The 20,024-nt window shown below is 69.1% G+C and carries 23 protein-coding genes and 1 pseudogene; 10 read left to right on the top strand and 14 right to left on the bottom strand.

Annotated features, from left to right (window positions below; all coding sequences use genetic code 11):
• The first annotated feature begins 45 nt into the window (after positions 1 to 45).
• Positions 46 to 405 (top strand): response regulator, encoded by a 360-nt coding sequence (locus IEX50_RS02580; RefSeq protein ID WP_157177361.1) that lies wholly within the window; start codon positions 46 to 48, stop codon positions 403 to 405.
• Between the two features lie 395 nt (positions 406 to 800).
• Here IEX50_RS02580 and IEX50_RS02575 read toward each other — a convergent pair whose 3' ends face one another.
• The 12 genes from IEX50_RS02575 to IEX50_RS02520 form a co-directional block, all read right to left on the bottom strand.
• A complete protein-coding gene (locus IEX50_RS02575; protein ID WP_157177360.1) occupies positions 801 to 2,153 on the bottom strand; it encodes a PQQ-dependent sugar dehydrogenase in 1,353 nt (450 codons plus the stop codon).
• A gap of 77 nt (positions 2,154 to 2,230) precedes the next feature.
• Positions 2,231 to 3,124 carry a hemolysin family protein gene (locus IEX50_RS02570; RefSeq protein WP_157177359.1) on the bottom strand — a complete coding sequence of 298 codons (894 nt, stop codon included), beginning with the start codon at positions 3,122 to 3,124 and terminating at the stop codon, positions 2,231 to 2,233.
• Between the two features lie 146 nt (positions 3,125 to 3,270).
• Positions 3,271 to 3,780: an rRNA maturation RNase YbeY gene (gene ybeY, locus IEX50_RS02565; protein WP_157177358.1), complete on the bottom strand. Its 510-nt coding sequence runs from the start codon at positions 3,778 to 3,780 to the stop codon at positions 3,271 to 3,273.
• Positions 3,781 to 3,894: 114 nt separating this feature from the next.
• The gene (locus IEX50_RS02560) at positions 3,895 to 4,893 is read right to left on the bottom strand and encodes a PhoH family protein (protein ID WP_157177357.1); all 999 of its coding nucleotides are present in this window, start codon (positions 4,891 to 4,893) and stop codon (positions 3,895 to 3,897) included.
• A gap of 129 nt (positions 4,894 to 5,022) precedes the next feature.
• A complete protein-coding gene (gene miaB, locus IEX50_RS02555) occupies positions 5,023 to 6,342 on the bottom strand; it encodes a tRNA (N6-isopentenyl adenosine(37)-C2)-methylthiotransferase MiaB (protein WP_157177356.1) in 1,320 nt (439 codons plus the stop codon).
• 42 nt (positions 6,343 to 6,384) lie between these two features.
• Complete coding sequence (locus tag IEX50_RS02550) at positions 6,385 to 7,128, bottom strand: lysophospholipid acyltransferase family protein (RefSeq protein ID WP_157177355.1); 744 nt, start codon at positions 7,126 to 7,128, stop codon at positions 6,385 to 6,387.
• Positions 7,129 to 7,151: 23 nt separating this feature from the next.
• A complete protein-coding gene (locus IEX50_RS02545) occupies positions 7,152 to 7,574 on the bottom strand; it encodes a Fur family transcriptional regulator (RefSeq protein WP_157177354.1) in 423 nt (140 codons plus the stop codon).
• A 101-nt stretch (positions 7,575 to 7,675) separates the two neighbouring features.
• Positions 7,676 to 8,146: a GNAT family N-acetyltransferase gene (locus IEX50_RS02540; protein WP_229673606.1), complete on the bottom strand. Its 471-nt coding sequence runs from the start codon at positions 8,144 to 8,146 to the stop codon at positions 7,676 to 7,678.
• The gene (gene tsaB / locus IEX50_RS02535; protein WP_157177353.1) at positions 8,143 to 8,760 is read right to left on the bottom strand and encodes a tRNA (adenosine(37)-N6)-threonylcarbamoyltransferase complex dimerization subunit type 1 TsaB; all 618 of its coding nucleotides are present in this window, start codon (positions 8,758 to 8,760) and stop codon (positions 8,143 to 8,145) included. Before tsaB ends, IEX50_RS02540 begins: the two co-directional genes overlap by 4 nt.
• Positions 8,760 to 9,350, bottom strand: a complete 591-nt coding sequence (locus IEX50_RS02530) for a malonic semialdehyde reductase (protein ID WP_157177425.1) — start codon at positions 9,348 to 9,350, stop codon at positions 8,760 to 8,762. Before IEX50_RS02530 ends, tsaB begins: the two co-directional genes overlap by 1 nt.
• Before the next feature lie 19 nt (positions 9,351 to 9,369).
• Positions 9,370 to 9,936, bottom strand: coding sequence for a NifU family protein (locus IEX50_RS02525; protein ID WP_157177424.1), 567 nt, complete (start codon positions 9,934 to 9,936; stop codon positions 9,370 to 9,372).
• A gap of 40 nt (positions 9,937 to 9,976) precedes the next feature.
• Positions 9,977 to 11,272, bottom strand: coding sequence for a M20/M25/M40 family metallo-hydrolase (locus IEX50_RS02520; protein ID WP_157177352.1), 1,296 nt, complete (start codon positions 11,270 to 11,272; stop codon positions 9,977 to 9,979).
• A 301-nt stretch (positions 11,273 to 11,573) separates the two neighbouring features.
• Here IEX50_RS02520 and IEX50_RS02515 point away from each other — a divergent pair, with 301 nt between their 5' ends.
• Positions 11,574 to 12,896 (top strand): DEAD/DEAH box helicase, encoded by a 1,323-nt coding sequence (locus IEX50_RS02515; RefSeq protein WP_157177351.1) that lies wholly within the window; start codon positions 11,574 to 11,576, stop codon positions 12,894 to 12,896.
• 429 nt (positions 12,897 to 13,325) lie between these two features.
• Here IEX50_RS02515 and IEX50_RS02510 read toward each other — a convergent pair whose 3' ends face one another.
• On the bottom strand, positions 13,326 to 14,189 hold the full coding sequence (locus IEX50_RS02510; protein WP_157177350.1) for a class I SAM-dependent methyltransferase: 864 nt from the start codon (positions 14,187 to 14,189) through the stop codon (positions 13,326 to 13,328).
• 41 nt (positions 14,190 to 14,230) lie between these two features.
• Here IEX50_RS02510 and IEX50_RS02505 point away from each other — a divergent pair, with 41 nt between their 5' ends.
• The 8 genes and pseudogenes from IEX50_RS02505 (at position 14,231) to IEX50_RS02475 (ending at position 19,130) form a co-directional block, all read left to right on the top strand.
• Positions 14,231 to 14,821 (top strand): double zinc ribbon domain-containing protein, encoded by a 591-nt coding sequence (locus IEX50_RS02505; RefSeq protein ID WP_308419282.1) that lies wholly within the window; start codon positions 14,231 to 14,233, stop codon positions 14,819 to 14,821.
• 12 nt (positions 14,822 to 14,833) lie between these two features.
• Positions 14,834 to 14,977 (top strand): annotated as a pseudogene (locus IEX50_RS17720) (ComF family protein); the annotation flags it as partial.
• A gap of 59 nt (positions 14,978 to 15,036) precedes the next feature.
• Positions 15,037 to 15,294, top strand: a complete 258-nt coding sequence (gene grxC, locus IEX50_RS02500) for a glutaredoxin 3 (protein ID WP_157177349.1) — start codon at positions 15,037 to 15,039, stop codon at positions 15,292 to 15,294.
• Positions 15,291 to 16,118 (top strand): carbon-nitrogen hydrolase family protein, encoded by an 828-nt coding sequence (locus IEX50_RS02495; RefSeq protein ID WP_157177348.1) that lies wholly within the window; start codon positions 15,291 to 15,293, stop codon positions 16,116 to 16,118. Before grxC ends, IEX50_RS02495 begins: the two co-directional genes overlap by 4 nt.
• Positions 16,115 to 16,543 (top strand): DUF1178 family protein, encoded by a 429-nt coding sequence (locus IEX50_RS02490; protein ID WP_157177347.1) that lies wholly within the window; start codon positions 16,115 to 16,117, stop codon positions 16,541 to 16,543. The genes IEX50_RS02495 and IEX50_RS02490 overlap by 4 nt, the downstream gene beginning before the upstream one ends.
• Positions 16,544 to 16,617: 74 nt before the next feature.
• Complete coding sequence (queA, locus tag IEX50_RS02485; RefSeq protein ID WP_157177346.1) at positions 16,618 to 17,652, top strand: tRNA preQ1(34) S-adenosylmethionine ribosyltransferase-isomerase QueA; 1,035 nt, start codon at positions 16,618 to 16,620, stop codon at positions 17,650 to 17,652.
• 100 nt (positions 17,653 to 17,752) lie between these two features.
• The gene (gene tgt, locus IEX50_RS02480) at positions 17,753 to 18,907 is read left to right on the top strand and encodes a tRNA guanosine(34) transglycosylase Tgt (protein ID WP_157177345.1); all 1,155 of its coding nucleotides are present in this window, start codon (positions 17,753 to 17,755) and stop codon (positions 18,905 to 18,907) included.
• Positions 18,897 to 19,130, top strand: a complete 234-nt coding sequence (locus tag IEX50_RS02475; protein WP_157177344.1) for a hypothetical protein — start codon at positions 18,897 to 18,899, stop codon at positions 19,128 to 19,130. The genes tgt and IEX50_RS02475 overlap by 11 nt, the downstream gene beginning before the upstream one ends.
• Before the next feature lie 11 nt (positions 19,131 to 19,141).
• Here the strand turns inward: IEX50_RS02475 and IEX50_RS02470 are convergent, their stop codons facing one another.
• Complete coding sequence (locus tag IEX50_RS02470) at positions 19,142 to 19,912, bottom strand: class I SAM-dependent methyltransferase (protein ID WP_157177343.1); 771 nt, start codon at positions 19,910 to 19,912, stop codon at positions 19,142 to 19,144.
• Positions 19,913 to 20,024: the final 112 nt, after the last annotated feature.

The raw sequence follows: 20,024 nt of genomic DNA, 5'->3' as shown, positions 1-20,024 counted from the left end.
CGATTTGGCTTTGCGGCGTGGCGGCCATCCCGTAATGCCCCTTTCATGACGCAGCCATTGTCCGTTCTGATTGTCGAAGACGAACCGCTGATCGCGATGATGCTGGAAGATTTCGTCGACGCGCTGGGCCACCGGGTGGCCGGCACGGTGGACAATGTCTCCGCCGCGCTCGACCATATTCGCACGACGCCGTTCGACATGGCGATCCTGGACGTCCACCTGCGCGGTGGCGAGCCGAGCTGGGCGGTGGCCGATGCGCTGGCAGATCAGGGCAAGGCGTTCGTCGTGGCGACCGGAGGGATGATCGACCCGCCGCCCGCGCGCCATGCGGATTGCCCTACGCTGCCCAAGCCGTTCACGCTGGACCGCGTGGAGAGCGCGCTCGAGGGGTTGCGGACGGCCTGACTGGGGCGCGGTGCGGGGTGTTGCCCCGTGTGCATCGTGATCGATGCGGCGCGGCGGATGGCCCGCGCTTCGTGACATTCAACATTTCATGTGGGCTGAGCGTTCTGGGGCCTCTCCGGGTGTGTCCGCCCGCTGATGCTGGCGGCTTCTCGACTTCGCTCGAAGGGTCCCTCGACTTCGCTCGGGATGGATGGGTCGGTCTGGCATTCCGCTTCGATGCGCGCTGCGGAAACGGATGGCGTATGAAAATTATCCAACCCCTGATCCGTTTGGTTCGAGCCGGTCGAGAACTCTGCGCGGAGTTCTCGACCGGCTCGAACCAAACGGGGTGGGGCGCGTGTCGCCGCTACTGAGGCCGCTGTTGTGCCCTTGTCACGATAGCTAGTTCCTGTTCGTTACCGCGCCGCAGTCCGTACCGCCGGTGCGGCGCTCACGCGCCAGATGCGGTTGCCGACGTCGTCGGCGACGAGCAGGGCGCCGGTCTTGTCCTTGATGACGCCGACGGGGCGGCCCCGGGCGTCCTGCTTGGCGCTGAGGAAGCCGGTCAGGACGTCGACGGGCTTGCCGGTCGGGCGGCCGTTGACGAAGGGGACATAGACGACCTTGTAGCCGGACATCGGCTTGCGGTTCCAGCTGCCGTGCTGGCCGATGAAAGCGCCGTTGGCGAAGCGCGAGCCCAGTTTCGCGCCGTCGGCGAACGTCAGGCCGAGCGAGGCGGTGTGCGGCCCGAGCGCATAGTCGGGTCGGACGCTGTACTGGCGCATATCATCCTCGGGCGGCGGCACGCGCTTGTCGATGTAGCCGCCCCAGTAATAATAAGGCCAGCCGTAGAAGCCGCCGAATTCGACGTGGGTCAGGTAGTCCGGCACCATGTCGGAGCCGAGTTCGTCGCGTTCGTTGACGACGGTGAACAGCTTCTGGCTCTGCGGTTCGTAGGCCATGCCGTTCGGGTTGCGCAGGCCGTAGGCGTAGATCCGGTGGTTGCCGGTGGCGGGATCGACTTCCCAGATCGCAGCGCGGCCTTCCTCGGCCGCCATGCCGTTTTCGCCGACATTGCTGTTCGACCCGATCGTGACGAACAGCCGCTTGCCGTCCGGACTGGCGATGACGTTCTTCGTCCAGTGATGGTTGATCGGGCCGCCGGGCAGGTCGACGACCTTGGTGGGCGCGGCGGTGATCTTCGTCTGGCCGGGCGTGAACGGGTAGCGCACGAGCGCGTCGGCGTTCGCGACGTAGAGCTGGTTGCCGACCAGGGCCATGCCGAACGGCGACATCAGGCCGGTGAGCAAGGTCGAGCGGCTTTCTGCAACGCCGTCGCCGTCCGCATCGCGGAGCAGGACGATGCGGTTCGGGCTTTCCACGCCGGCGCCGGCGCGGCCCATGACCTTCGACTGCACCCACTCGCGGATGCTCTTGGTCTGGCCCGGCTTGGGTGGCTTGTTGGTTTCGGCGACCAGCACGTCGCCGTTCGGGAGCAGCAGCATCCAGCGCGGATGATCGAGCCCGGCGGCGAAATCGTTGACCTTGAGGCCCGCGGCCGGGGTCGGGGCCTCGCCAGCCTTCCAGCCGACCGCTGGCGCGATGTTGACCGTCGGGATCCACGACGTGGTGGGTTCCGGGATCTCCGGCTTGGTGCCCTGCGTCTGCGCAAGGTCGAGCTTGGCGGGGGTACCGCTGCTCAGCCAGTAGAACAGCCCGGCGCCCAGAACGAGCAGCAGGACGATGACGGCGATGATGCGGTTACGCAACGGCTGGAGCCTTCCGGACGAGCGACATTGGCCGCGATAACGATACAGATCGCGGGGGATTGCAAGCGGTCATGGGATCAGTCGGCGTCCCGGACCGGGTCGACCGGGGGGTGCAGCCGGAGGCGGTGGATGCGCTTGGTGTCGCCTGCGGTGACCTCCAGCCGCCACCCGCTGGGGTGCAGCACGGTCTCGCCCGGTTGCGGGACATGGCCGGCGAGCGCGGAGGCGAGACCGCCGAGCGTTTCGACATCCTCGTCCGTGTCGGCCAGGCGCGGATCGACGATGGCGATGTCCTCCAGCTCGGCACGGGCAGCGGCATCCCACATCCCGTCCTCGAGCTGGACGAACAGCGCGTCGGCCGCCTCGTCATGCTCGTCCTCGATATCGCCGACGATCTCCTCCATCAGGTCCTCGATCGTGACGAGACCCTCGGTACCGCTATATTCGTCGACCACGATCGCCAGATGCGTGCGGGTGGAGCGCATCTCGGCGAGCAGATCGAGCACGCCCATCGATTCGGGGACGTAGCGCGGTTCACGCAGCAGGCCGGTCAGGTCGACGGGGTGCGGCGCGCCGGACGCGAGGATCGCGAACACGTCCTTCACATGGACCATGCCGACGACATGATCGAGGCTGTCGCGGTACACCGGCAGGCGGCTGTGGCCCGCATCGGCGAAGGCGGCGACGAGATCGGTGAAGCTGATCGTTTCGGCGACCGCGATGATGTCCGCCCGCGGCACGCCGATCTCGCCCACCCGGCGCTCGCCGAAATGGAGGAGGTTGCGGAGCATCTGCCGTTCGACGGGGGAGAGGTCGCCCGGATCGGGGCGCGCACCGCCGTCCTCATGGTCCTCGATCGCTTCCTCGATCTGGTCGCGCAGATTCGGTTCGCTGTCCTCACCGAACAGGAGGTTGCGGAGACCGGCCCACAATCGGCCGCCGGTCTCGTTGCTACTGGAATCGTCTGGCATGGGAGGGTGCGTGGTCCTGGGATCGTTGCGCGGCGATCCTAGCGCGGATTGGCTGGGCGCCGCTATCGCGATGATGGGGGGTTGGAAATTTGTTTTGCGCTGCCCTTTTCGTCCTTGTTCGAAAGGAACAAGGCGGGATCAGGCCTTCAGTCGTCCTCGACCGCATAGGGGTCGTCGATGCCGATCGCGGCCAGAGCGGCGCGTTCTACGGCTTCCATCGCGTCGCCGGTCGCCTCGTCGAGATGGTCGAGGCCGAGCAGGTGGAGCGTACCGTGGACGATCAGGTGGGTGGCGTGCGTTTCGACGGGCACGCCGCGTTCGGCCGCCTCGCGCTCGCACACGCCGGACGCCAGCACGATGTCGCCGAGCAGGATCTCGCCGTCGTCGGTGTTGGCGAGACCGGGGAGCAGGTCGGGCTGCACCATCGGGAAGCTCAGGACGTTGGTCGGGCGGTCCTTGGCGCGGTAGCTGCCGTTGAGGCCCTGGACCTCGTCATCGTCGGTGAAGCGGACCGAGACCTCGACCAGTGCGTCGGCGTCGAGCAGTTCGGCATAGGGGCTGTGGCGCAGGGCCGTCGCGACGGCACGGTCGGCGAGGGCCTGCCAGTCGGTGGGGCCGGACCAGCCTTCCTCGGGGGAGATGGCGACTTCGATCATGGGTTGCCTCGGTCGCTTTGAAGGGAGAGGCGCGAGCCTTCGACGGTAACGGTTGGGGAGGCGTTCGACCCACCCCCGGCCCCTCCCTGCCAGGGAGGGGGGCAGAAGTTCGTGTCACGCATCGTCGGGGCCTTCGTAGGCCTGGACGATGCGGCCGACGATGGGGTGGCGGACGACGTCAGCGGCGCCGAAGCGGATCGTGCCGATGCCTTCGAGCCCCTCCAGCCGGCGGACCGCATCGGCGAGGCCGGACTGGCCGACGCCGGGCAGATCGATCTGGCGCGGATCGCCGCACACGACCATGCGGCTGTTCATGCCGAAGCGGGTCAGGAACATCTTCATCTGCGCGATGGTGGTGTTCTGCGCTTCGTCCAGGATGATGAACGCGTCGGACAGCGTACGGCCGCGCATGAACGCGATCGGCGCGATCTCGATCTCTCCGCTGGCGATGCGGCGTTCGACCTGCTCGGTCGGCAGCATGTCGTACAGCGCGTCGTAGAGCGGGCGCAGATAAGGGTCGACCTTCTCCTTCATGTCGCCGGGCAGGAAGCCGAGCCGTTCACCCGCCTCCACCGCCGGGCGCGACAGGATGAGCCGCTGGACCGAGCCGTTGATCAGCTGCTGCACCGCCTGCGCCACCGCGAGATAGGTCTTGCCGGTGCCCGCCGGCCCGAGCGCGAAGATCACGTCGTCGCGGCCCAGCGCCTCCATATAGCCGATCTGGGTGCCGGTGCGCGGCACGATCGTCTTCTTGCGCGTGCGGATCATGACCGGCGGGGCGTCGCCCGCATCGGCGCGAATGATCCCTTCGAGCGTGGGTTCGGCCGACATCTGGATCACGCCGTCGACCATGCCGGGGTCGACGTCCTGACCCTGCACGATGCGGTTGTAGAGGCCGGTCAGGACCTCCCGCGCGCGGGCGGCGGCCTCGGCCTCGCCCTCGATCTGGATCTTGTTGCCGCGGGCGGACATGTAGACGCCCAGCTTGCTTTCGATGGCGATCAGATTCTGATCATATTGTCCGAACAGACGCCCCAGCAGCTGCGGCTTGTCGAACAGGATTTCGAGCCGGGCGCGATCCCCGGCACGCGCTTGGACCGGCTTACGCGACATGGACACTCGTCATCTGCGCACTCTCCCACGGCCGCCAGGGACTCCGGCGCGCACCGATGCTAACCGAGATGGGGGGCGGGGGGGAGATTGGAAAGTGGAGGCGCGCGATTTGGTTTTCGGCGCCGCTCTTTAGCCGGAAAGTGCCACGCCGCCGACGCTGTTCGGGCCGGCGCTGACGATCTCCACGTCGAGCATCGCGCCGATAGGAGCGTTGGTGTCGAGGTGGACGGATTGCAGCCAGGGGGACTTTCCGATCCGCTGGCCGGGCTTGCGGCCGTCGCGTTCGATCAGGATGCGGGTGCGGCGGCCGACGGTGGCGGCGTTGAACGCGGTCGCCTGTTCCCAGATCAGCGCCTGAAGCGCGTGGAGCCGTTCGTCCATGACCGATTCCGGCACCGCGCCGTCGAGCGTGGCGGCGGGGGTGCCGGGGCGCGGGCTGTATTTGAAGCTGTAGGCCTGCGCGTGGCCGACTTGGGCGACGAGGTCGAGCGTGGCGGCGAAGTCGGCGTCGGTCTCGCCGGGGAAGCCGACGATGAAGTCGCCCGAGATCGCGATGTCGGGCCGCGCGGCGCGGACGCGATCGAGGATCTGCAGATAGCTGTCGCGCGTGTGGCTGCGGTTCATCGCCTTCAGGATGCGGTCGGAGCCGGCCTGCACGGGCAGATGGAGGAACGGCATCAGCTTGCCCACGTCGCGGTGCGCGTCGATCAGGCCCTGCGTCATGTCGTTGGGGTGGCTGGTCGTGTAGCGGATCCGTTCGAGCCCGGGCAGCCGGTCGAGTTCGGCGATCAGCCCGTCGAGGCCACCGGCGAGGCCGCGTCCGTCGGTGCCGGTCCAGGCGTTGACGTTCTGGCCGAGCAGCGTGATCTCGCGTGCGCCGGCGTCGACCAGGGCGCGCGCCTCGTCCATGACCTGGCCCCAGGGGCGGCTGATCTCCGCGCCACGGGTGTAGGGCACGACACAGTAGGTGCAGAATTTGTCGCAGCCTTCCTGCACGGTCAGGAAGGCGCTCGGCCCCTGCCGGCGGCGGACGGGAAGCTGCGCGAATTTCGACAGCGCGGGCATGTCGGTATCGATTGCGCGCGCGCCGGCGGTGACGGCGGCGACCATTGCGGGCAGGCGGTGATAGGCCTGCGGGCCGACGACGATGTCGACGGTGGGCGCGCGGCGCGGGATCTCGGCGCCCTCCGCCTGCGCGACGCAGCCGGCGACGGCGATCATCGGGGTGGTGCCGTCGGCACGCTTCAGCCGGCCGATGTCGGAATAGACCTTTTCCGCGGCGCGTTCGCGGATGTGGCAGGTGTTGAGCACGACGAGGTCCGCCTGCGTCGCCTCGTCGGTCGCGGTCATGCCTTCCGCCTCCAGCATCTCCGCCATGCGGGTGCCGTCATAGGCGTTCATCTGACAGCCGAAGGACTTGACGTGGAAGGAGCGGGGCGGGGCGTTCATCGGCGCGCTATAGAGGAGCGGCGGCGCAGGGGGTAGCCCCGGTCAGGGACGTAATGCCTGCTCGATGTCGGCCTGTGCGGTGGCGGCGAGTTGCTTGCGGTCGGGCGAGGACGGGACCGGATCGAGGAAGCGGAGCGTGACGGGGAGGCGACCGCGGCGGCCGATCAGGCGAGCGGCAACCGCGGGGGCGGTTTCGTCCGGGCGCCAGGCGATCTCGGCGGCGGCCTGGCCATAGTCGATCGCGACCGGCTGCACCGCGACGCCGGCGGCGGGGGCCGCGCCGAACAACGCGGCGCGGAAAGGCAGGATCTGCGTGCCGTCGTTGGTTTCGCCCTCGGGGAAAAGCGTGGCGGGGCGGCCGGTGGCGAGCGCGGCGGTCAGCGCGTCGGCCTGCGACCGGGCGGCGGCGCGGCTGGTGCGGGCGATGAAGATCGTGCCGCCGATCCGCGCGAGCCAGCCGACGATCGGCCAGGCCGCGACCTCCTCCTTCGACACGAACGCCGTGCCGGTGGCGCCGCCCATGGTGAGGATGTCGAACCAGGAGAGATGGTTGGCGACGTAGAGGACGTTGGATTTGAGCGGTGTGCCGGCGATGGTCACGTCCGCGCCGAGCCGGCGGGCCGCGCCGCCGAGGAAGCGCTGGACCCAGGCCACGCGGCGGGCGGGCCGGGCGAGGCCGTAGCCGACGAGGCAGAACAGCAGGAAAAGGACGAGTGCGGCGACGCGGCGGGCGATGCGGAGTCTTACGCCGAGCCTGTCAGGCGTGGACGGCGCTCCGGCGGTCATCGCTTGTCCTGTCGCGTCGGCGATCAGTGATCGCGGTTTATCGGGACGCCGTACAATTCCATGCGGTGGTCGACGAGCCGGTAGCCGAGCCGTTCGGCGATCTTGGCCTGCAGGATCTCGACTTCCTCGTCGACGAATTCGATGACGCGGCCCGATTCGATGTCGATCAGGTGATCGTGATGCGCGTCGGGCGCGGCCTCGTACCGCGCGCGGCCGTCGCCGAAATCGTGGCGGGCGAGGATGCCGGCTTCCTCAAAGAGGCGGACGGTGCGGTAGACGGTGGCGATCGAAATGCCCGGATCGATCGCGACGGCACGAACGTGCAGCGCCTCGACGTCGGGGTGATCCTCTGCCTCAGACAGGACGCGTGCGATGACGCGACGCTGCTCGGTGATCCGCAACCCCTTTTCAGCGCACAATGCTTCTACATCGATTCGGCGGTGCATGGCGTCCCTGAATATCGGCGGGGCCGAGCGAGAGTCGCGGCCTTTGCAGCCTTTCCTCTAGAACATGGGGCGGCCGCGCGAAAGCCTCCAACGCCACGAGGTCAGTCGTGGTCGAGGCGGCGTTCGAGCGTGTGGGCGTCGTGCGCGGTCCCGTCGCGCCCGCGATAATAGTTCAGGCGCGTGCCGACCGCCTGGAAACCGGCGGCGTCGTAGAGCGCGCGGGCCGGGTTTCCGTCGCGCGTTTCGAGGAACAATCGGAGTGCGCCGCGCGACTTGGCGGCGACCGCGACGCGTTCGAGCAGCGCGCGCCCGATACCGGTGCGGCGGTGGTCGTGATGGACCGCGAGGAGCAGCAGTTCCGCTTCGTCGATCACCACGCGGCTGAGCGCGAAGCCGGCGGGCTTCCCGTCAATCCGCGCGAGCGTGAGCCAGACGCCGGGGAGCGACAGGATGCCGAGGCACTGGCTCTGCGTCCACGCCTCGCCGAACGCGGGGTCGAACGCGTCCTGCATCGTGGCCATGACTTCGGGCAGGTCGCCGACGCCGGCGTCCGAGAGGACCGGTGCCGTCACGCGGGCAGCTTCGCATCCGGCGCACGGCCGTAGACCGGCGTGGCGGGGAGCGTGGTGAAGGCGGGCGCGAGGTGGTGCGCGTCGGACGCGTCGGGCAGGCGGTCCGCGCCATGTTCGTCGCCGCGGGCCGCCAGCAGCGCGGGGGCGCCGGAGCCGATGACCCAGTCGTCGCCGGCGGACTCTGCGGCGGCGGACGGGATGAGCGAGGCGAGTGAGGTGGTTTCGGTCAGCGTCAGGCCAGCGAAGCGTTGCACGAACAGTTCGCCGTGGCCGCCGGTGATCGCGACGGTGAGCGCCGTCAGGTCCGGCCGCTCGGCGAAGGCGGCGGCGGCGAGCAAAGCGGGGGCGCCGAAGCCGTGGACCGGTACGCCCCAGCCGAACGCGAGCGCGCGTGCGGCGGCCAGCCCGACGCGGACGCCGGTGAAGCTGCCCGGACCGCAATCGACCAGGATCGCATCGGCGCGCCCGCCGCCCGCCAGTTCGGAAATCATCGGGACGAGCCGTTCGGCATGGCCGCGCCCGACGACCTCATGGATCGCGGAGACGACGCGGCCGTCGTCGATCAGCGCGACCGAACAGGCGGCGGACGCGGTCTCGATCACCAGCACCCGCATCAGGCGACTGTGTTGTACGCCTCGAACTCCGGGCGGGGCAGGCGGGGGTGGAGTGCGGCCGGGTCGCCGTGGCCAAGCGACATGATGAGGTTCGAGCGGATGTTGGTGCCCGCGAAGAACGCCGCATCAACCTTGTCGTTGTCGAACCCGGACATCGGCCCGGTGTCGAAGCCAAGCGCGCGGGCGGCGAGGATGACATAGGCGGCCTGGAGCGAGCTGTTGCGCAGGCCCGCGGTCTCGATCAGCGCGGAGTTGCCGACATACCAGGACCGCGCGTCGGCGGGCGGGAACAGCGTCGGCAGGTGATCGGGGAAGTCGAGATCGGTGCCGACGATCGCGGTGACCGGCGCGTGCAGGATCTTGTCCACATTGCCGCTGCTCGCGCAGTCCGCCAGCCGGCGCTTCGCATCGTCGGTGGTGCACCACACGATCCGCGCGGGCAGCATGTTGGCCGAGGTCGGCCCCATCTTTGCCAGGTCCCAGATCGCCCGCAGATCGGCGTCGGTGACCGGCGTCGCGTCATAATGATAATGGCTGCGCGCGGTGCGGAACAGCTGGTCGAGCGCCGGATCCGGCAAGGCTGTCGTCATGGTCATCCTTCGTATCGCGTCAGGCCGCGCGGACCTCGGTCACTTCCGGGACATAGTGCTTGAGCAGCGACTCGATCCCCTGCTTCAGCGTTGCGGTGGACGAGGGGCAGCCGGCGCAGGCACCCTGCATCGCGAGGTAGACGACGCCCTTGTCGAAACCGCGATAGACGATGTCGCCACCGTCGCGCGCCACGGCGGGGCGGACGCGGGTTTCGACCAGTTCGCGGATCTGCGCGACGATGTCGGCATCGGCCGGGTCGTCGTTATAGTCGGGGTCGACTGCGATCCCGCTCGCGCTGCCGCCGGTGAACAGCGGTGCGCCGCTGGAGAAATGATCGAGCAGGACGCCGAGCACCTGCGGCTTCAGATCGCGCCAGTCGCTGCCCGGGGCGGCGGTGACCGAGACGAAGTCGCGGCCGAAGAACACGCCCTCGACATCCCCCAGCGAGAACAGGGCGGCGGCGAGCGGGGAGGCGTCGGCTTCCTCCGGCGCGGCGAAATCGCGCGTGCCGGAGTCCATGACGGGGCGGCCGGCCGAGAATTTCAGCGTGGCGGGGTTCGGTGTGGGTTCGGTTTCGATCAGCATGGGTTGCATGTGGTCCGATGGCGGTGTGGGATCAAGTCAATCAAGGCTTGCCCTGCCCAAGCCGAGCCATCAGCAGCGCGGCGCGTTTAGCCTGGACCGCGATGCTCGGAATATCGACCGTCTCGCCCGGCGCGTGATCGCCGGTGGAGTAGGGGCCGAGCCCGGCGAGCCCGTCCACGTCACGCGCGACGAACGCGATGTCGCCCGCGCCGCGCTTCAGCGGGTCGAGTTCGGGCATCTGCGGCAGGCCGAGATCGCGGTTCACGCCGTTGAGCGCCGCGAGCAGCGCGCGGTTGCCCGCGGTCGGCGCCATCGACGGGTAGCCTTCGTCGAACAGGATCCTCGCCGACGTGCCGGGCGCGTGGGCGGCGACGATCGCCTCCATCTTCGCGCGGACGCGGGCGGTCTGCTCCTCCGACAAGGTCCGGAAATCGCCGCGGGCGATGGCGGTGGCGGGGATGATGTTGGGCTTGCCGGTCGCCTGTCCGCGTACCGCGTCGGTATCGAACGACGCCGTGGCGCCGCCGACGACGAGGCCGGTGTTGAAGGTGAGGTTGGGTTCGGGCAGCTCCTTGCGGAACGCCGCGAGGATGCGGGCCAGTTCGTTGATCGCGCCGTCGCCGTGTGCGGCGTCGAAGATCAGGCTGCTGTGCCCGGTCGTGCCGGTGGTGGTCAGTTGCCAGCTGTTCGACGAACGCCGCGCGACGGAGCCCATGTCGCGCCCGTCCTGGCGGACCAGCCCTTCGAAATCGAGTGCGGCGTCGGCGCGCTTGCCGGCCGCGATCAGGCCGGCGCGGGCGATCGAGACCGGATCGCCGGTGCGTTCCTCGTCGCCGGTCAGCACGATTTCGAACGTCGCGTCGTCGAGCGTGCCGGCGGCCTTCATTGCCTTCAGCGCCGCCAGCATCACGACCATGCCACCCTTGTCGTCGCCGACGCCGGGGCCTTCCGCCTTGTCGCCGTTGCGGCGGTAGCGCTGGAACGGGCTGTCCGCCTCGAACACCGTGTCGAGATGGCCGATCAGCAGCAGGCGCTTGCTGCCGGGTTTGCCGGCGCGGGTGGCGACGAGGTGGCCGGCGCGCTTGGTCTGCGGCAGGGGTGTCCAGACGGCCTTGAACCCGAGCGGCTCGAGTTCGGCGCGCATCATCGTGCCGACCCGTTCGACGCCGACCAGGTTCATCGTGCCGCTATTCTGGTTCACCAGCCGTTCGAGCAGCGCCAGGTTGGCGGGCATGCCGGCATCGACGGCGGCGACGGCAGCGCGTTCGGCGGGCGTGGGCGCGGCAAAGGCGGGCAGAGCACTGGCGGCAAGGAGCAGGGCGGCGATGCGCTTCATGTTCGGGTGGGCCTTTCGACTGGATACCGGTTGGTATCGCGTCGGTTCGCGGACGTCACCCCGCAGTGCACAAAACCGCTTGTATAAAACTGACACCGCTGGCATAGGGCGTGCAGCGTCGACGTCCGGTTATCCGGCCGTTAGGGCATGGCAGCGTGAATTCTGGCGTTCTAAGCGACAGACCGGCCTTCCCCTTCGGACGCGACCCCACAGGGCTTCCCCATTCACGCGGGTCGTCACACGAACCCGCTTCGTGTCGTCGGCGTGATCGCTGGCGTCCGTCGCGCCGCGAAAGCCGATCATGACAAAATTTTCCGACCTCTACCTCGCCGAGCCGTTGCAGAAGGCGCTCGCCGCCAAAGGCTATGAGGTGCCGACCCCGATCCAGGCGCAGGCGATTCCGCCGCTACTCGACGGGCGCGACCTGTGCGGCATCGCGCAGACCGGCACCGGCAAGACCGCGGCGTTCGCGCTGCCGTCGCTCCACCGCCTTGCCGCGTCGCCCCGCCCGCGTCCGCCGGGTGGCTGCCGCATGCTGGTGCTTGCGCCCACGCGCGAACTGGCCAGCCAGATCGCCGAAAGCTTCGTCGAATATGGCAAGTTCATGCGTCTGTCGGTCGCGACCGTGTTCGGCGGCGTACCGATCGGCAAGCAGATCCGCCAGATGGGTTCGGGCGTCGACATCCTCGTCGCCACCCCGGGCCGTCTGCTCGACCTGATCGACCAGCGCGCGCTGAGCCTCAAGAATGTCGAGATTTTCGTGCTCGACGAAGCCGACCAGATGCTCGACCTGGGCTTCATCCACGCGCTGAAGCGGATCGACCAGCTGCTGCCGGCCAAGCGCCAGTCGCTGTTCTTCTCCGCCACGATGCCGAAGGCGATCGCGGAGCTGGGCGACCGGTTCCTGACCGACCCGATCAAGGTGGCCGTCGCCCCGCAGGCGACCACCGCCGAGCGCGTCGAGCAGTTCGCGATCCTGTGCAACCAGACCGAGAAGGCCGCGCTGCTGATCATGAAGATCCGCAGCGAGCCGATCGATCGCGCGCTGGTGTTCAGCCGCACCAAGCACGGCGCCGACAAGGTCGTGAAGCACCTCAAAGCATCGGGCATCGGTGCCGAGGCGATCCACGGCAACAAGAGCCAGCCGCAGCGTGAACGTGCCCTCGGCCAGTTCCGGTCGGGCGAGATCAAGATCCTGGTCGCGACCGACATCGCCGCGCGCGGGATCGACGTCGGCGGCGTGAGCCACGTGTTCAACTTCGAACTGCCCAACGTGTCCGAGCAGTATGTCCACCGCATCGGCCGCACCGCGCGCGCCGGGGCGAGCGGCATTGCGATCGCGTTCGTGGCGGACGACGAGAAGGCGTATCTGCGCTCGATCGAGAAGCTGACCCGCATCAAGATGGAAATGCTGCCGCTGCCGGACAATTTCCTGGCGGAGAAGGCGAAGCTGCCGAAGCCGGCACCGTCCGCGCCCGGCGATGAGCGTCGCAGCGACCGTGGGGCGCCGCGGCGTCACGATGGTCCGGGCGCGCCGTCGGGCGAGAAGCGCCGCTTCGCACCCCGCCGCAGCGGTTCGGTCGGGGCGCACAAGGGTGCCGTTCGCAAGGTTGGCGGGCGGTAAGCCTTTGCTGATTGCGTGAGAAGGGGGCGTGGCCGGGAGGCTGCGCCCCTTTTTTTGTTTTGGGGGCTGTCGCTGCTGCATACCGCGCCGCCCCGTTCGTGCTGAGTAGAGACCGAGTAGCGCCCCTTGGCGCGTATCGAGGGCTCGTATCGAAGCATCGTGTTCGAGGGCGGGGACTGATCCTTCGATACGGGCCTTCGACTTCGCTCAGTCCCTACTCAGGACGAACGGGGAGTGGGGGGTTTGAAAATCCCAAAACCCCGTCCATCCCGAGCGCAGTCGAGGGGCCCTTCGAGCGTAGACGAGAAGCCAACAGCGCCCCTCGGCTACGCTCGGGGGAGAGGGTGCCTCGACTTCGCTCGGCATGGACGGGATTTGGGCTGGTCTGCTTGTCTTGGGTTTGAGTAGCCAAGCGCAGCCCACACCAACTCAGCCCAGCCGCGCCCCGCGGAACGCCGGTGGAGGCGGCAGCGGCACGCCCGGTTCCGGGGCCCAGCCGCTCATGAACAGCAGTTCGAACGTCTCCGCCCGCCGCCCGTCCGGGTCGGCGCCGGCCGCGAACCGCGTGCGCATGGCGGCGAGGCCGGTGCGGGTGATCGGAGAGTGGCCGCCGTCCGCCAGCAGATTGGTCGCGGCCATGCCGCGCAGGTCGTGGATCAGCTTCACGGGGTCGCCGTAGCGGACGCCGAGCCGGACGCTGTCGGCCACGGGCAAACGGAAGCCGATCCGGTGGAGGAGGTCGCCGGCCGCGCGGACGTCGATCTGCGGATGGATGCGGGCCGCCACGCCGCGGTCGGCGGCGATGTCGGCGGCGAGTAGCGCGTCGCGCAGCACGGTCAGGCTGCCCGCGCCGACGAAGCCGGCCAGGAACAGCCCGTCGGGGCGCAGCACGCGGCGGACCAGCGCCAGCGCGCCGGGGATGTCGTTGACCTGGTCGAGCACGCCAGCCGACACGACGAGGTCGAAGCTGTGGTCGGCGAACGGCAGCCGGTCCTCGTCGCACTGCACGCCGCCCGCCATGGTGGCGAAGCGGTGCCCGGCATCGGCGGAGGTGACGGTCATGCCGCGTGCCGCCAGCCGCGCGCCGAGCCGGCCGTCGTGGCAGCCGAGGTCGAGCGCGTTGGTGAAGGTGCGCGTGGTGTCGTCGAGCCGGTCGAGAATCTCGTCGCCGATCGCGTCGATCAGGAAGGCGTGGTCGTCGAACCGCGCCGCCGCCCGGTCGCGCCGGTGGCGGCGGCGGGTGCGGTCGAAGATTTCGGGGGGCGCGTCGTCGCGTGCGGTTGGGTCGGCCATGCGGGGCTTGTGCCCGCCGCGGTCGCGCCCGACAAGCGGGGATGGCCGTCCTGACCCATCTCGCCCGGTTCGGCGGCGCCTGCGTCTCGTTCGCGCTGCCACCGCGGTGTCCGGGGTGCGGCGTGGTGGTGGCGGGGGATCACCGCTTCTGTCTCGACTGCTGGGCGGGGCTCGATTTTCTCGGAGGGCCGGCGTGCCAGCGTTGTGGGCGGCCTTTGCCAGACGAGACACTCGGGGTGACGAGTTGCGCGCCGTGTCTCGCGCGGCCGCCGGCGTTCGATCATGCGTCGGCGGCGGTCGCCTACGGTCCGATCGCGCGGGCGCTGGCGCTGAAGCTGAAATATGGGCGGCGGCCGGGGGTGGCGCGCACGATGGCGCGGCTGATGCAGCGGCTGGTGCCGGTGGGCGACGATGTCGTGCTGGTGCCCGTGCCGCTCCACCGCTGGCGGATCTGGACGCGCGGGTTCAACCAGTCGGCACTGATCGCGGGGACGCTGGCAAGACGCGGCGGCGTCGCGATCGCGCTGGATGCGATCGAACGGCACAGGCGGACGCCGCCGCTGCGCGACATGAACCCGCGGCAGCGCGCGGCGACGGTGCAGGGTGCATTCCGGATGCGGGACGAGAGCTAGGTCCGCGGGCGGCGCGTGGTGCTGGTCGACGATATCTTCACGACCGGGGCGACGGCGGAGGCCTGTGCGCGCGTGCTGCGCCGGGCGGGGGCGGCGGAGGTGCGGCTGGTGTGCTGGGCGCGCGTCGTGGTGCGCGATGGCGATCCCGTGCGTTGACAATCCGGACGGCCCGCGACACCGCGCGCCGCATCACCAACCACGAAGGAAGCGACCCCATGGCGAAAGTCGAAATCTACACGAAAGCGACCTGCCCCTACTGCCAGCGCGCCAAGAAGCTGCTCGACGGCAAGGGCGTCGAGTATCACGAGACCGACGTGCTGCGCGAACCGGCGGAGCGCGACACGATGATCCAGCGCGCCGGCGGCAAGTCGACCGTGCCGCAGATCTTCATCGACGGGAAGCATGTCGGCGGGTCGGACGATCTGGCCGCGCTCGAGCGTGGTGGCAAGCTGGAGGCGCTGCTGGCCGCATGACGCGGATCGCGGTCTATCAGAGCCAGACGGGGATCGACCCGGCCGCCAACGCCGCGGCGCTGGTGGCCGCGGTCGAGGCCGCGCGCGACGGCGGGGCGGCGATGCTGTTCACGCCGGAGAACGGCAACCTGCTGGACCGCGACCGGACACGCGCCGCCGCGCATCGCCGCAGCGAGGGGGAGGACCCCGTGCTGCAGGCGGTGCGCGACGCGGCGGCGCGGTGCGGGATCTGGGTGCAGCTCGGGTCGATCGGCGTGCTGGTCGAGGGTGGCGCGATGGCGAACCGCTCGCTGCTGATCGACGAAACGGGTGCGATCCGGGCGCGGTACGACAAGATCCATCTGTTTGATGCGGACCTGCCGAACGGGCAGTCGTGGCGTGAGTCCGCAAGCTATGTGGGCGGCCAGGAAGCGGTGGTCGCCGATGCGCCGGCCGGGCGGCTGGGGCTGAGCATTTGCTACGATGTGCGTTTTCCGGCGCTGTATCAGGCGCTGAGCGCCGCCGGGGCAACGATCCTGTCGGTGCCGGCGGCGTTCACCGTGCCGACGGGCGAGGCGCACTGGCACCTCCTGCTGCGCGCGCGGGCGGTGGAGACGGGGTGCCACGTCGTCGCGGCGGCGCAGGCGGGCGTGCATGAGGACGGACGCGAAACCTATGGCCGGTCGCTGGTGGTGGGTCCGTGGGGCGATGTGCTGCTCGACATGGGCGACGACATCGGGGTGGGGTTTGCCGAAATTGATGCGGGCGTGACCGCGGACGTGCGGGGCCGGATGCCGACGCTCGCGCACCGCCGGACGATCGCGCCGGCGCGGGTCATGCCATGATCGTCTATGATCTCGCCTGCCGGGCGGGCGGTCATGTGTTCGAGGGGTGGTTCGGGTCAGCCGCCGACTATGACGACCAGCGCGCGCGGGGGCTTTTGTCCTGCCCGATCTGCGGATCGGAGGCGGTGGACAAGGCGCCGATGGCACCGCGCCTGTCGGGGACCGACACGACACCGACGTTCCGGCCGGAGGTGGCGAAGGCGATGCTGGCCGATCTGGCGCGTGCGCAGGCGGCGGTGCTGAAGCAGTCCGACGATGTCGGCGACCGGTTCGCGAGCGTCGCGCGGGCGATCCATGACGGCGACAGCCCGGACCGCGTGATCCATGGGCGGGCGACGCCGACCGAGGTGAAGTCGCTGGCCGAGGACGGCATTCCGGTCATGCCGCTGCCGCTGCCGATTCGGCGACCGGGAACGGACAACTGATCGCGCGTCGCGGGGTGCTGGCAGCCCCGCGGATGGGGCTTTCGTCTCTCCCGAACGACCGCTAGAGCGCCAGTATGCGTACCGATCAGTTCGATTTCCCCTTACCGCAGGAACGGATCGCGTTGCGTCCGGCGGTGCCGCGCGATGCGGCGCGGTTGCTGGTAGTGAGGCCGGAGGGGCTGGCCGACCGGATCGTGTCGGAGCTTCCGGACTGCCTGCAGCCGGGCGACCTGCTGGTGTTCAACGACACGCGCGTGCTGCCCGCACAGCTGGAGGGGCAGCGCGGCGATGCGCGGATCGGCGCGACATTGCACAAGCGCGAGGGGCTGCGCAGCTGGCATGCGTTCGTCCGCAACGCCAAGCGGGTGCGGACCGGTGATCGGATCGATTTCGGGGCGGATGTCTTCGCGACCGCGGGCGAGAAAACCGACGATGGATCGATCCTGCTGACGTTCGAGGGTGACGATCCGGTCGAGCTGCTGCTGGAACGCGCCGGCCGGATGCCGCTGCCGCCCTATATCGCCGCACGCCGCGCCGCCGATGCGCAGGACCGGTCGGATTATCAGACGATGTTTGCGACGACCGACGGCGCGGTGGCCGCCCCGACCGCGGCGCTGCATTTCACGCCGGAGCTGATGGCGTCGCTGGCGGCACGTGGTATCGATCAAGCGCGGCTGACGCTGCATGTCGGGGCGGGCACTTTCCTGCCGATGAAGGCGGACGACACCGACGACCATGTCATGCACGCCGAATGGGGCCGGATCGATGCCGCGACCGCGAACCGGTTGAACGCGGTGCGCGCCGCGGGTGGCCGGGTGATCGCGGTGGGCACGACGAGCCTGCGCCTGATCGAAAGCGCGACCGGCGCGGATGGCGTGGTGCGGCCGTTCGAGGGCGACACCGCGATCTTCATCACGCCGGGCTATGTGTTTCGCGGCATCGACGGGTTGCTCACCAACTTCCACCTGCCGAAGTCGACGCTCTTCATGCTGGTGTCCGCGCTAATGGGGACGGAGCGGATGCAGGCGGCCTACGCGCATGCGGTGGCGGAGGGGTACCGGTTCTATTCCTATGGCGATGCGTCGTTGTTGTTGCCGGCGCGGGTGTAGAGAAGCGGTTTCACCCAGGCCCCGGCCTCCGCCGGGGAGCGCAGCAGCCGATCGTTCCCCACCGCTTTCCATCGCATCGGACTGGTCGTAGAGCGTGGCCATGACCGCTGCGCCCCGTTTCGCCTTCGACATTCACGCCACCGACGGGGCCGCGCGTACGGGCACGATCCGGATGCGGCGCGGCGATATCCGCACGCCGGCGTTCATGCCGGTCGGGACCGCGGCGACCGTGAAGGGCATGAAGCCAGCGGACGTGCGCGCGACCGGGGCGGACGTGCTGCTCGGCAATACATACCACCTGATGCTGCGGCCGACGGCGGAGAGGGTGGCGCGGCTGGGCGGGCTGCACCATTTCATGGGGTGGGACCGGCCGATCCTGACCGACAGCGGCGGGTATCAGGTGATGAGCCTGTCCGAACTGACCAAGCAGTCCGAGGACGGCGTGGCGTTCAAGAGCCATATCGACGGATCGCGCCACATGATCACGCCCGAACGGTCGATGGAGATCCAGCGGCTGCTCGGGTCCGACATCGTCATGGTGTTCGACGAATGCACGCCGCACCCGGCGACCTACGACCGGTCAGCGGCGTCGATGGAGCGGTCGATGCGCTGGGCCGTGCGGTCGCGCAACGGGTTCGACAGCGGCGGCGAGCATGCCGAGAGATCCGCGCTGTTCGGGATCCAGCAGGGGTCGATGGACAAGGGCCTGCGCCGGACATCGGCGGACCAGCTGATCGACATCGGGTTCGATGGCTACGCGGTCGGCGGGCTGGCGGTGGGCGAGGGGCAGGAACAGATGTTCGCGGTGCTCGATTTCGCGCCGGGGCAGCTGCCGGCGGATCGGCCGCGCTACCTGATGGGCGTCGGCAAGCCCGACGACATCGTCGGTGCGGTGGAACGCGGGATCGACATGTTCGATTGCGTGCTGCCGACGCGGTCGGGGCGCACGGGGCAGGCGTTCACGCGCGACGGGCCGATCAACATCCGCAACGCGACGTTCGCCGAGGACCGCGGGCCGCTCGACCCGGAATGCGCCTGCTCGGTGTGCGCGACGTGGGAACGCGCCTATATCCACCATCTCGTCCGGTCGGACGAGATCTTGGGCGCGATGCTGATGACCGAGCATAACCTGGCCTTCTACCAGTCGCTGATGGCGGACCTGCGCGGCGCGATCGCGGCGGGCACGCTGACCGGTTATGCCGATGCGTTCCGCGCGCGCTATGTGCGGGTGAAGGAGCCGGCCGGTGGCGCGTAGATATCGGGTGATCCACCAGAAGAAGTCGCTGGTCGAGGCGCTGTTCTCCGGCCGGACCTATACCGACTGGTACATCGCGCAATGCTGGCGCGTCCTGGCCTGGACGAAGATCGGCATCTATCCGTCGCGCGTCGAGGCGGAGGCCGCGTGCGAACATCATGCCGACGGGACGCTGATCCGCGGCAACAGCCGGATCGTGTCGGAGTTCGAGCGGAAGGACTGAGGGCCGGCGGACTAGCCCACGCGCGCCGCGACGAGGAACGCCAGGTCCCAGACGATCGTGCCGCCGACGGTCCGGCGTTCCTGATCGATGCGATCGGCGAGCGTGTCCGGATCGAGTTCCGCTGCGGTCGTGACGCCGCGTTCGATCATGCGGGGGAGCATGGCGCGGGCAAGCGTGGGCAGGAAGGACGGGTCGCCGGACTGGAGCAGGATCGCCTCGCAGCGTGCGTCTTCGATCGCGCATCCGGCGGTCTTCAGGAGATCCATCAGGCGCAGGGCCAGCGTCACCTCGCCGCCCTCAGCGGTCACGGTCGACCAGGTCCAGTCGTAGAGTTGGCGGTGGAGCGGCAGTTCGCTGAGCCCGGTCGGCAGACCGGCGCGGGCATGTTCCTGGAACGCGATAATCGCGCCGGGTTTTGCGATCGATCGGAGGCGGTCGATCGTGGCGGCGGCGTCGGGGAGATACATCAACACGCGGCGGCCGACGATTGCGTCGAACTTGCCTAGTTCTGGCAGCGCCTCTGCGAGATCGACCTGACGATAATCGATCGGTGCGGAGTTCGGACGGGCATCGGCGACACGCGCCATTGCAAGTGAGTCCGCGCCGCGGTCGATCGCTACAACCTCACCGGCGGGTCCGGCCAATGCAGCGACGAAGCGGCTGAGATCGCCGTTGCCGCAGCCGACGTCGAGGACACGCATACCGGGGGTGATGCCGATCCCCGCGAAGAAGCGCTGGCTGGGGGTATTGGCGGGATTGGCTGGCGGCTGCTGATGAGACATTGTTACATCGGTAACGTTGATATAGCTGGACGCAAGTAAGTTCGTAGCGGGACGGTGACAAAGCGATGGGTCGTCCACCGCGAGCAACTACGCAGCGACGGCGACTGATCTG

The sequence above is a fragment of the Sphingomonas prati genome (genome assembly GCF_014643515.1).
GTDB lineage: Bacteria > Pseudomonadota > Alphaproteobacteria > Sphingomonadales > Sphingomonadaceae > Sphingomonas_R > Sphingomonas_R prati.
This window is presented reverse-complemented; position numbering and strand designations above follow the sequence as displayed.

Excerpts from the sequence above, each read along its gene's own strand:
- IEX50_RS02580 (WP_157177361.1), top strand. The coding sequence starts at position 46 with ATGACGCAGCCATTGTCCGTTCTGATTGTCGAAGACGAACCGCTGATC.
- IEX50_RS02570 (WP_157177359.1), bottom strand. The coding sequence starts at position 3,124 with ATGCCAGACGATTCCAGTAGCAACGAGACCGGCGGCCGATTGTGGGCC.
- ybeY (WP_157177358.1), bottom strand. The coding sequence starts at position 3,780 with ATGATCGAAGTCGCCATCTCCCCCGAGGAAGGCTGGTCCGGCCCCACC.
- IEX50_RS02560 (WP_157177357.1), bottom strand. The coding sequence starts at position 4,893 with ATGTCGCGTAAGCCGGTCCAAGCGCGTGCCGGGGATCGCGCCCGGCTC.
- miaB (WP_157177356.1), bottom strand. The coding sequence starts at position 6,342 with ATGAACGCCCCGCCCCGCTCCTTCCACGTCAAGTCCTTCGGCTGTCAG.
- IEX50_RS02550 (WP_157177355.1), bottom strand. The coding sequence starts at position 7,128 with ATGACCGCCGGAGCGCCGTCCACGCCTGACAGGCTCGGCGTAAGACTC.
- IEX50_RS02545 (WP_157177354.1), bottom strand. The coding sequence starts at position 7,574 with ATGCACCGCCGAATCGATGTAGAAGCATTGTGCGCTGAAAAGGGGTTG.
- tsaB (WP_157177353.1), bottom strand. The coding sequence starts at position 8,760 with ATGCGGGTGCTGGTGATCGAGACCGCGTCCGCCGCCTGTTCGGTCGCG.
- IEX50_RS02530 (WP_157177425.1), bottom strand. The coding sequence starts at position 9,350 with ATGACGACAGCCTTGCCGGATCCGGCGCTCGACCAGCTGTTCCGCACC.
- IEX50_RS02525 (WP_157177424.1), bottom strand. The coding sequence starts at position 9,936 with ATGCTGATCGAAACCGAACCCACACCGAACCCCGCCACGCTGAAATTC.
- IEX50_RS02520 (WP_157177352.1), bottom strand. The coding sequence starts at position 11,272 with ATGAAGCGCATCGCCGCCCTGCTCCTTGCCGCCAGTGCTCTGCCCGCC.
- IEX50_RS02515 (WP_157177351.1), top strand. The coding sequence starts at position 11,574 with ATGACAAAATTTTCCGACCTCTACCTCGCCGAGCCGTTGCAGAAGGCG.
- IEX50_RS02510 (WP_157177350.1), bottom strand. The coding sequence starts at position 14,189 with ATGGCCGACCCAACCGCACGCGACGACGCGCCCCCCGAAATCTTCGAC.
- IEX50_RS02505 (WP_308419282.1), top strand. The coding sequence starts at position 14,231 with ATGGCCGTCCTGACCCATCTCGCCCGGTTCGGCGGCGCCTGCGTCTCG.
- grxC (WP_157177349.1), top strand. The coding sequence starts at position 15,037 with ATGGCGAAAGTCGAAATCTACACGAAAGCGACCTGCCCCTACTGCCAG.
- IEX50_RS02495 (WP_157177348.1), top strand. The coding sequence starts at position 15,291 with ATGACGCGGATCGCGGTCTATCAGAGCCAGACGGGGATCGACCCGGCC.
- IEX50_RS02490 (WP_157177347.1), top strand. The coding sequence starts at position 16,115 with ATGATCGTCTATGATCTCGCCTGCCGGGCGGGCGGTCATGTGTTCGAG.
- queA (WP_157177346.1), top strand. The coding sequence starts at position 16,618 with ATGCGTACCGATCAGTTCGATTTCCCCTTACCGCAGGAACGGATCGCG.
- tgt (WP_157177345.1), top strand. The coding sequence starts at position 17,753 with ATGACCGCTGCGCCCCGTTTCGCCTTCGACATTCACGCCACCGACGGG.
- IEX50_RS02470 (WP_157177343.1), bottom strand. The coding sequence starts at position 19,912 with ATGTCTCATCAGCAGCCGCCAGCCAATCCCGCCAATACCCCCAGCCAG.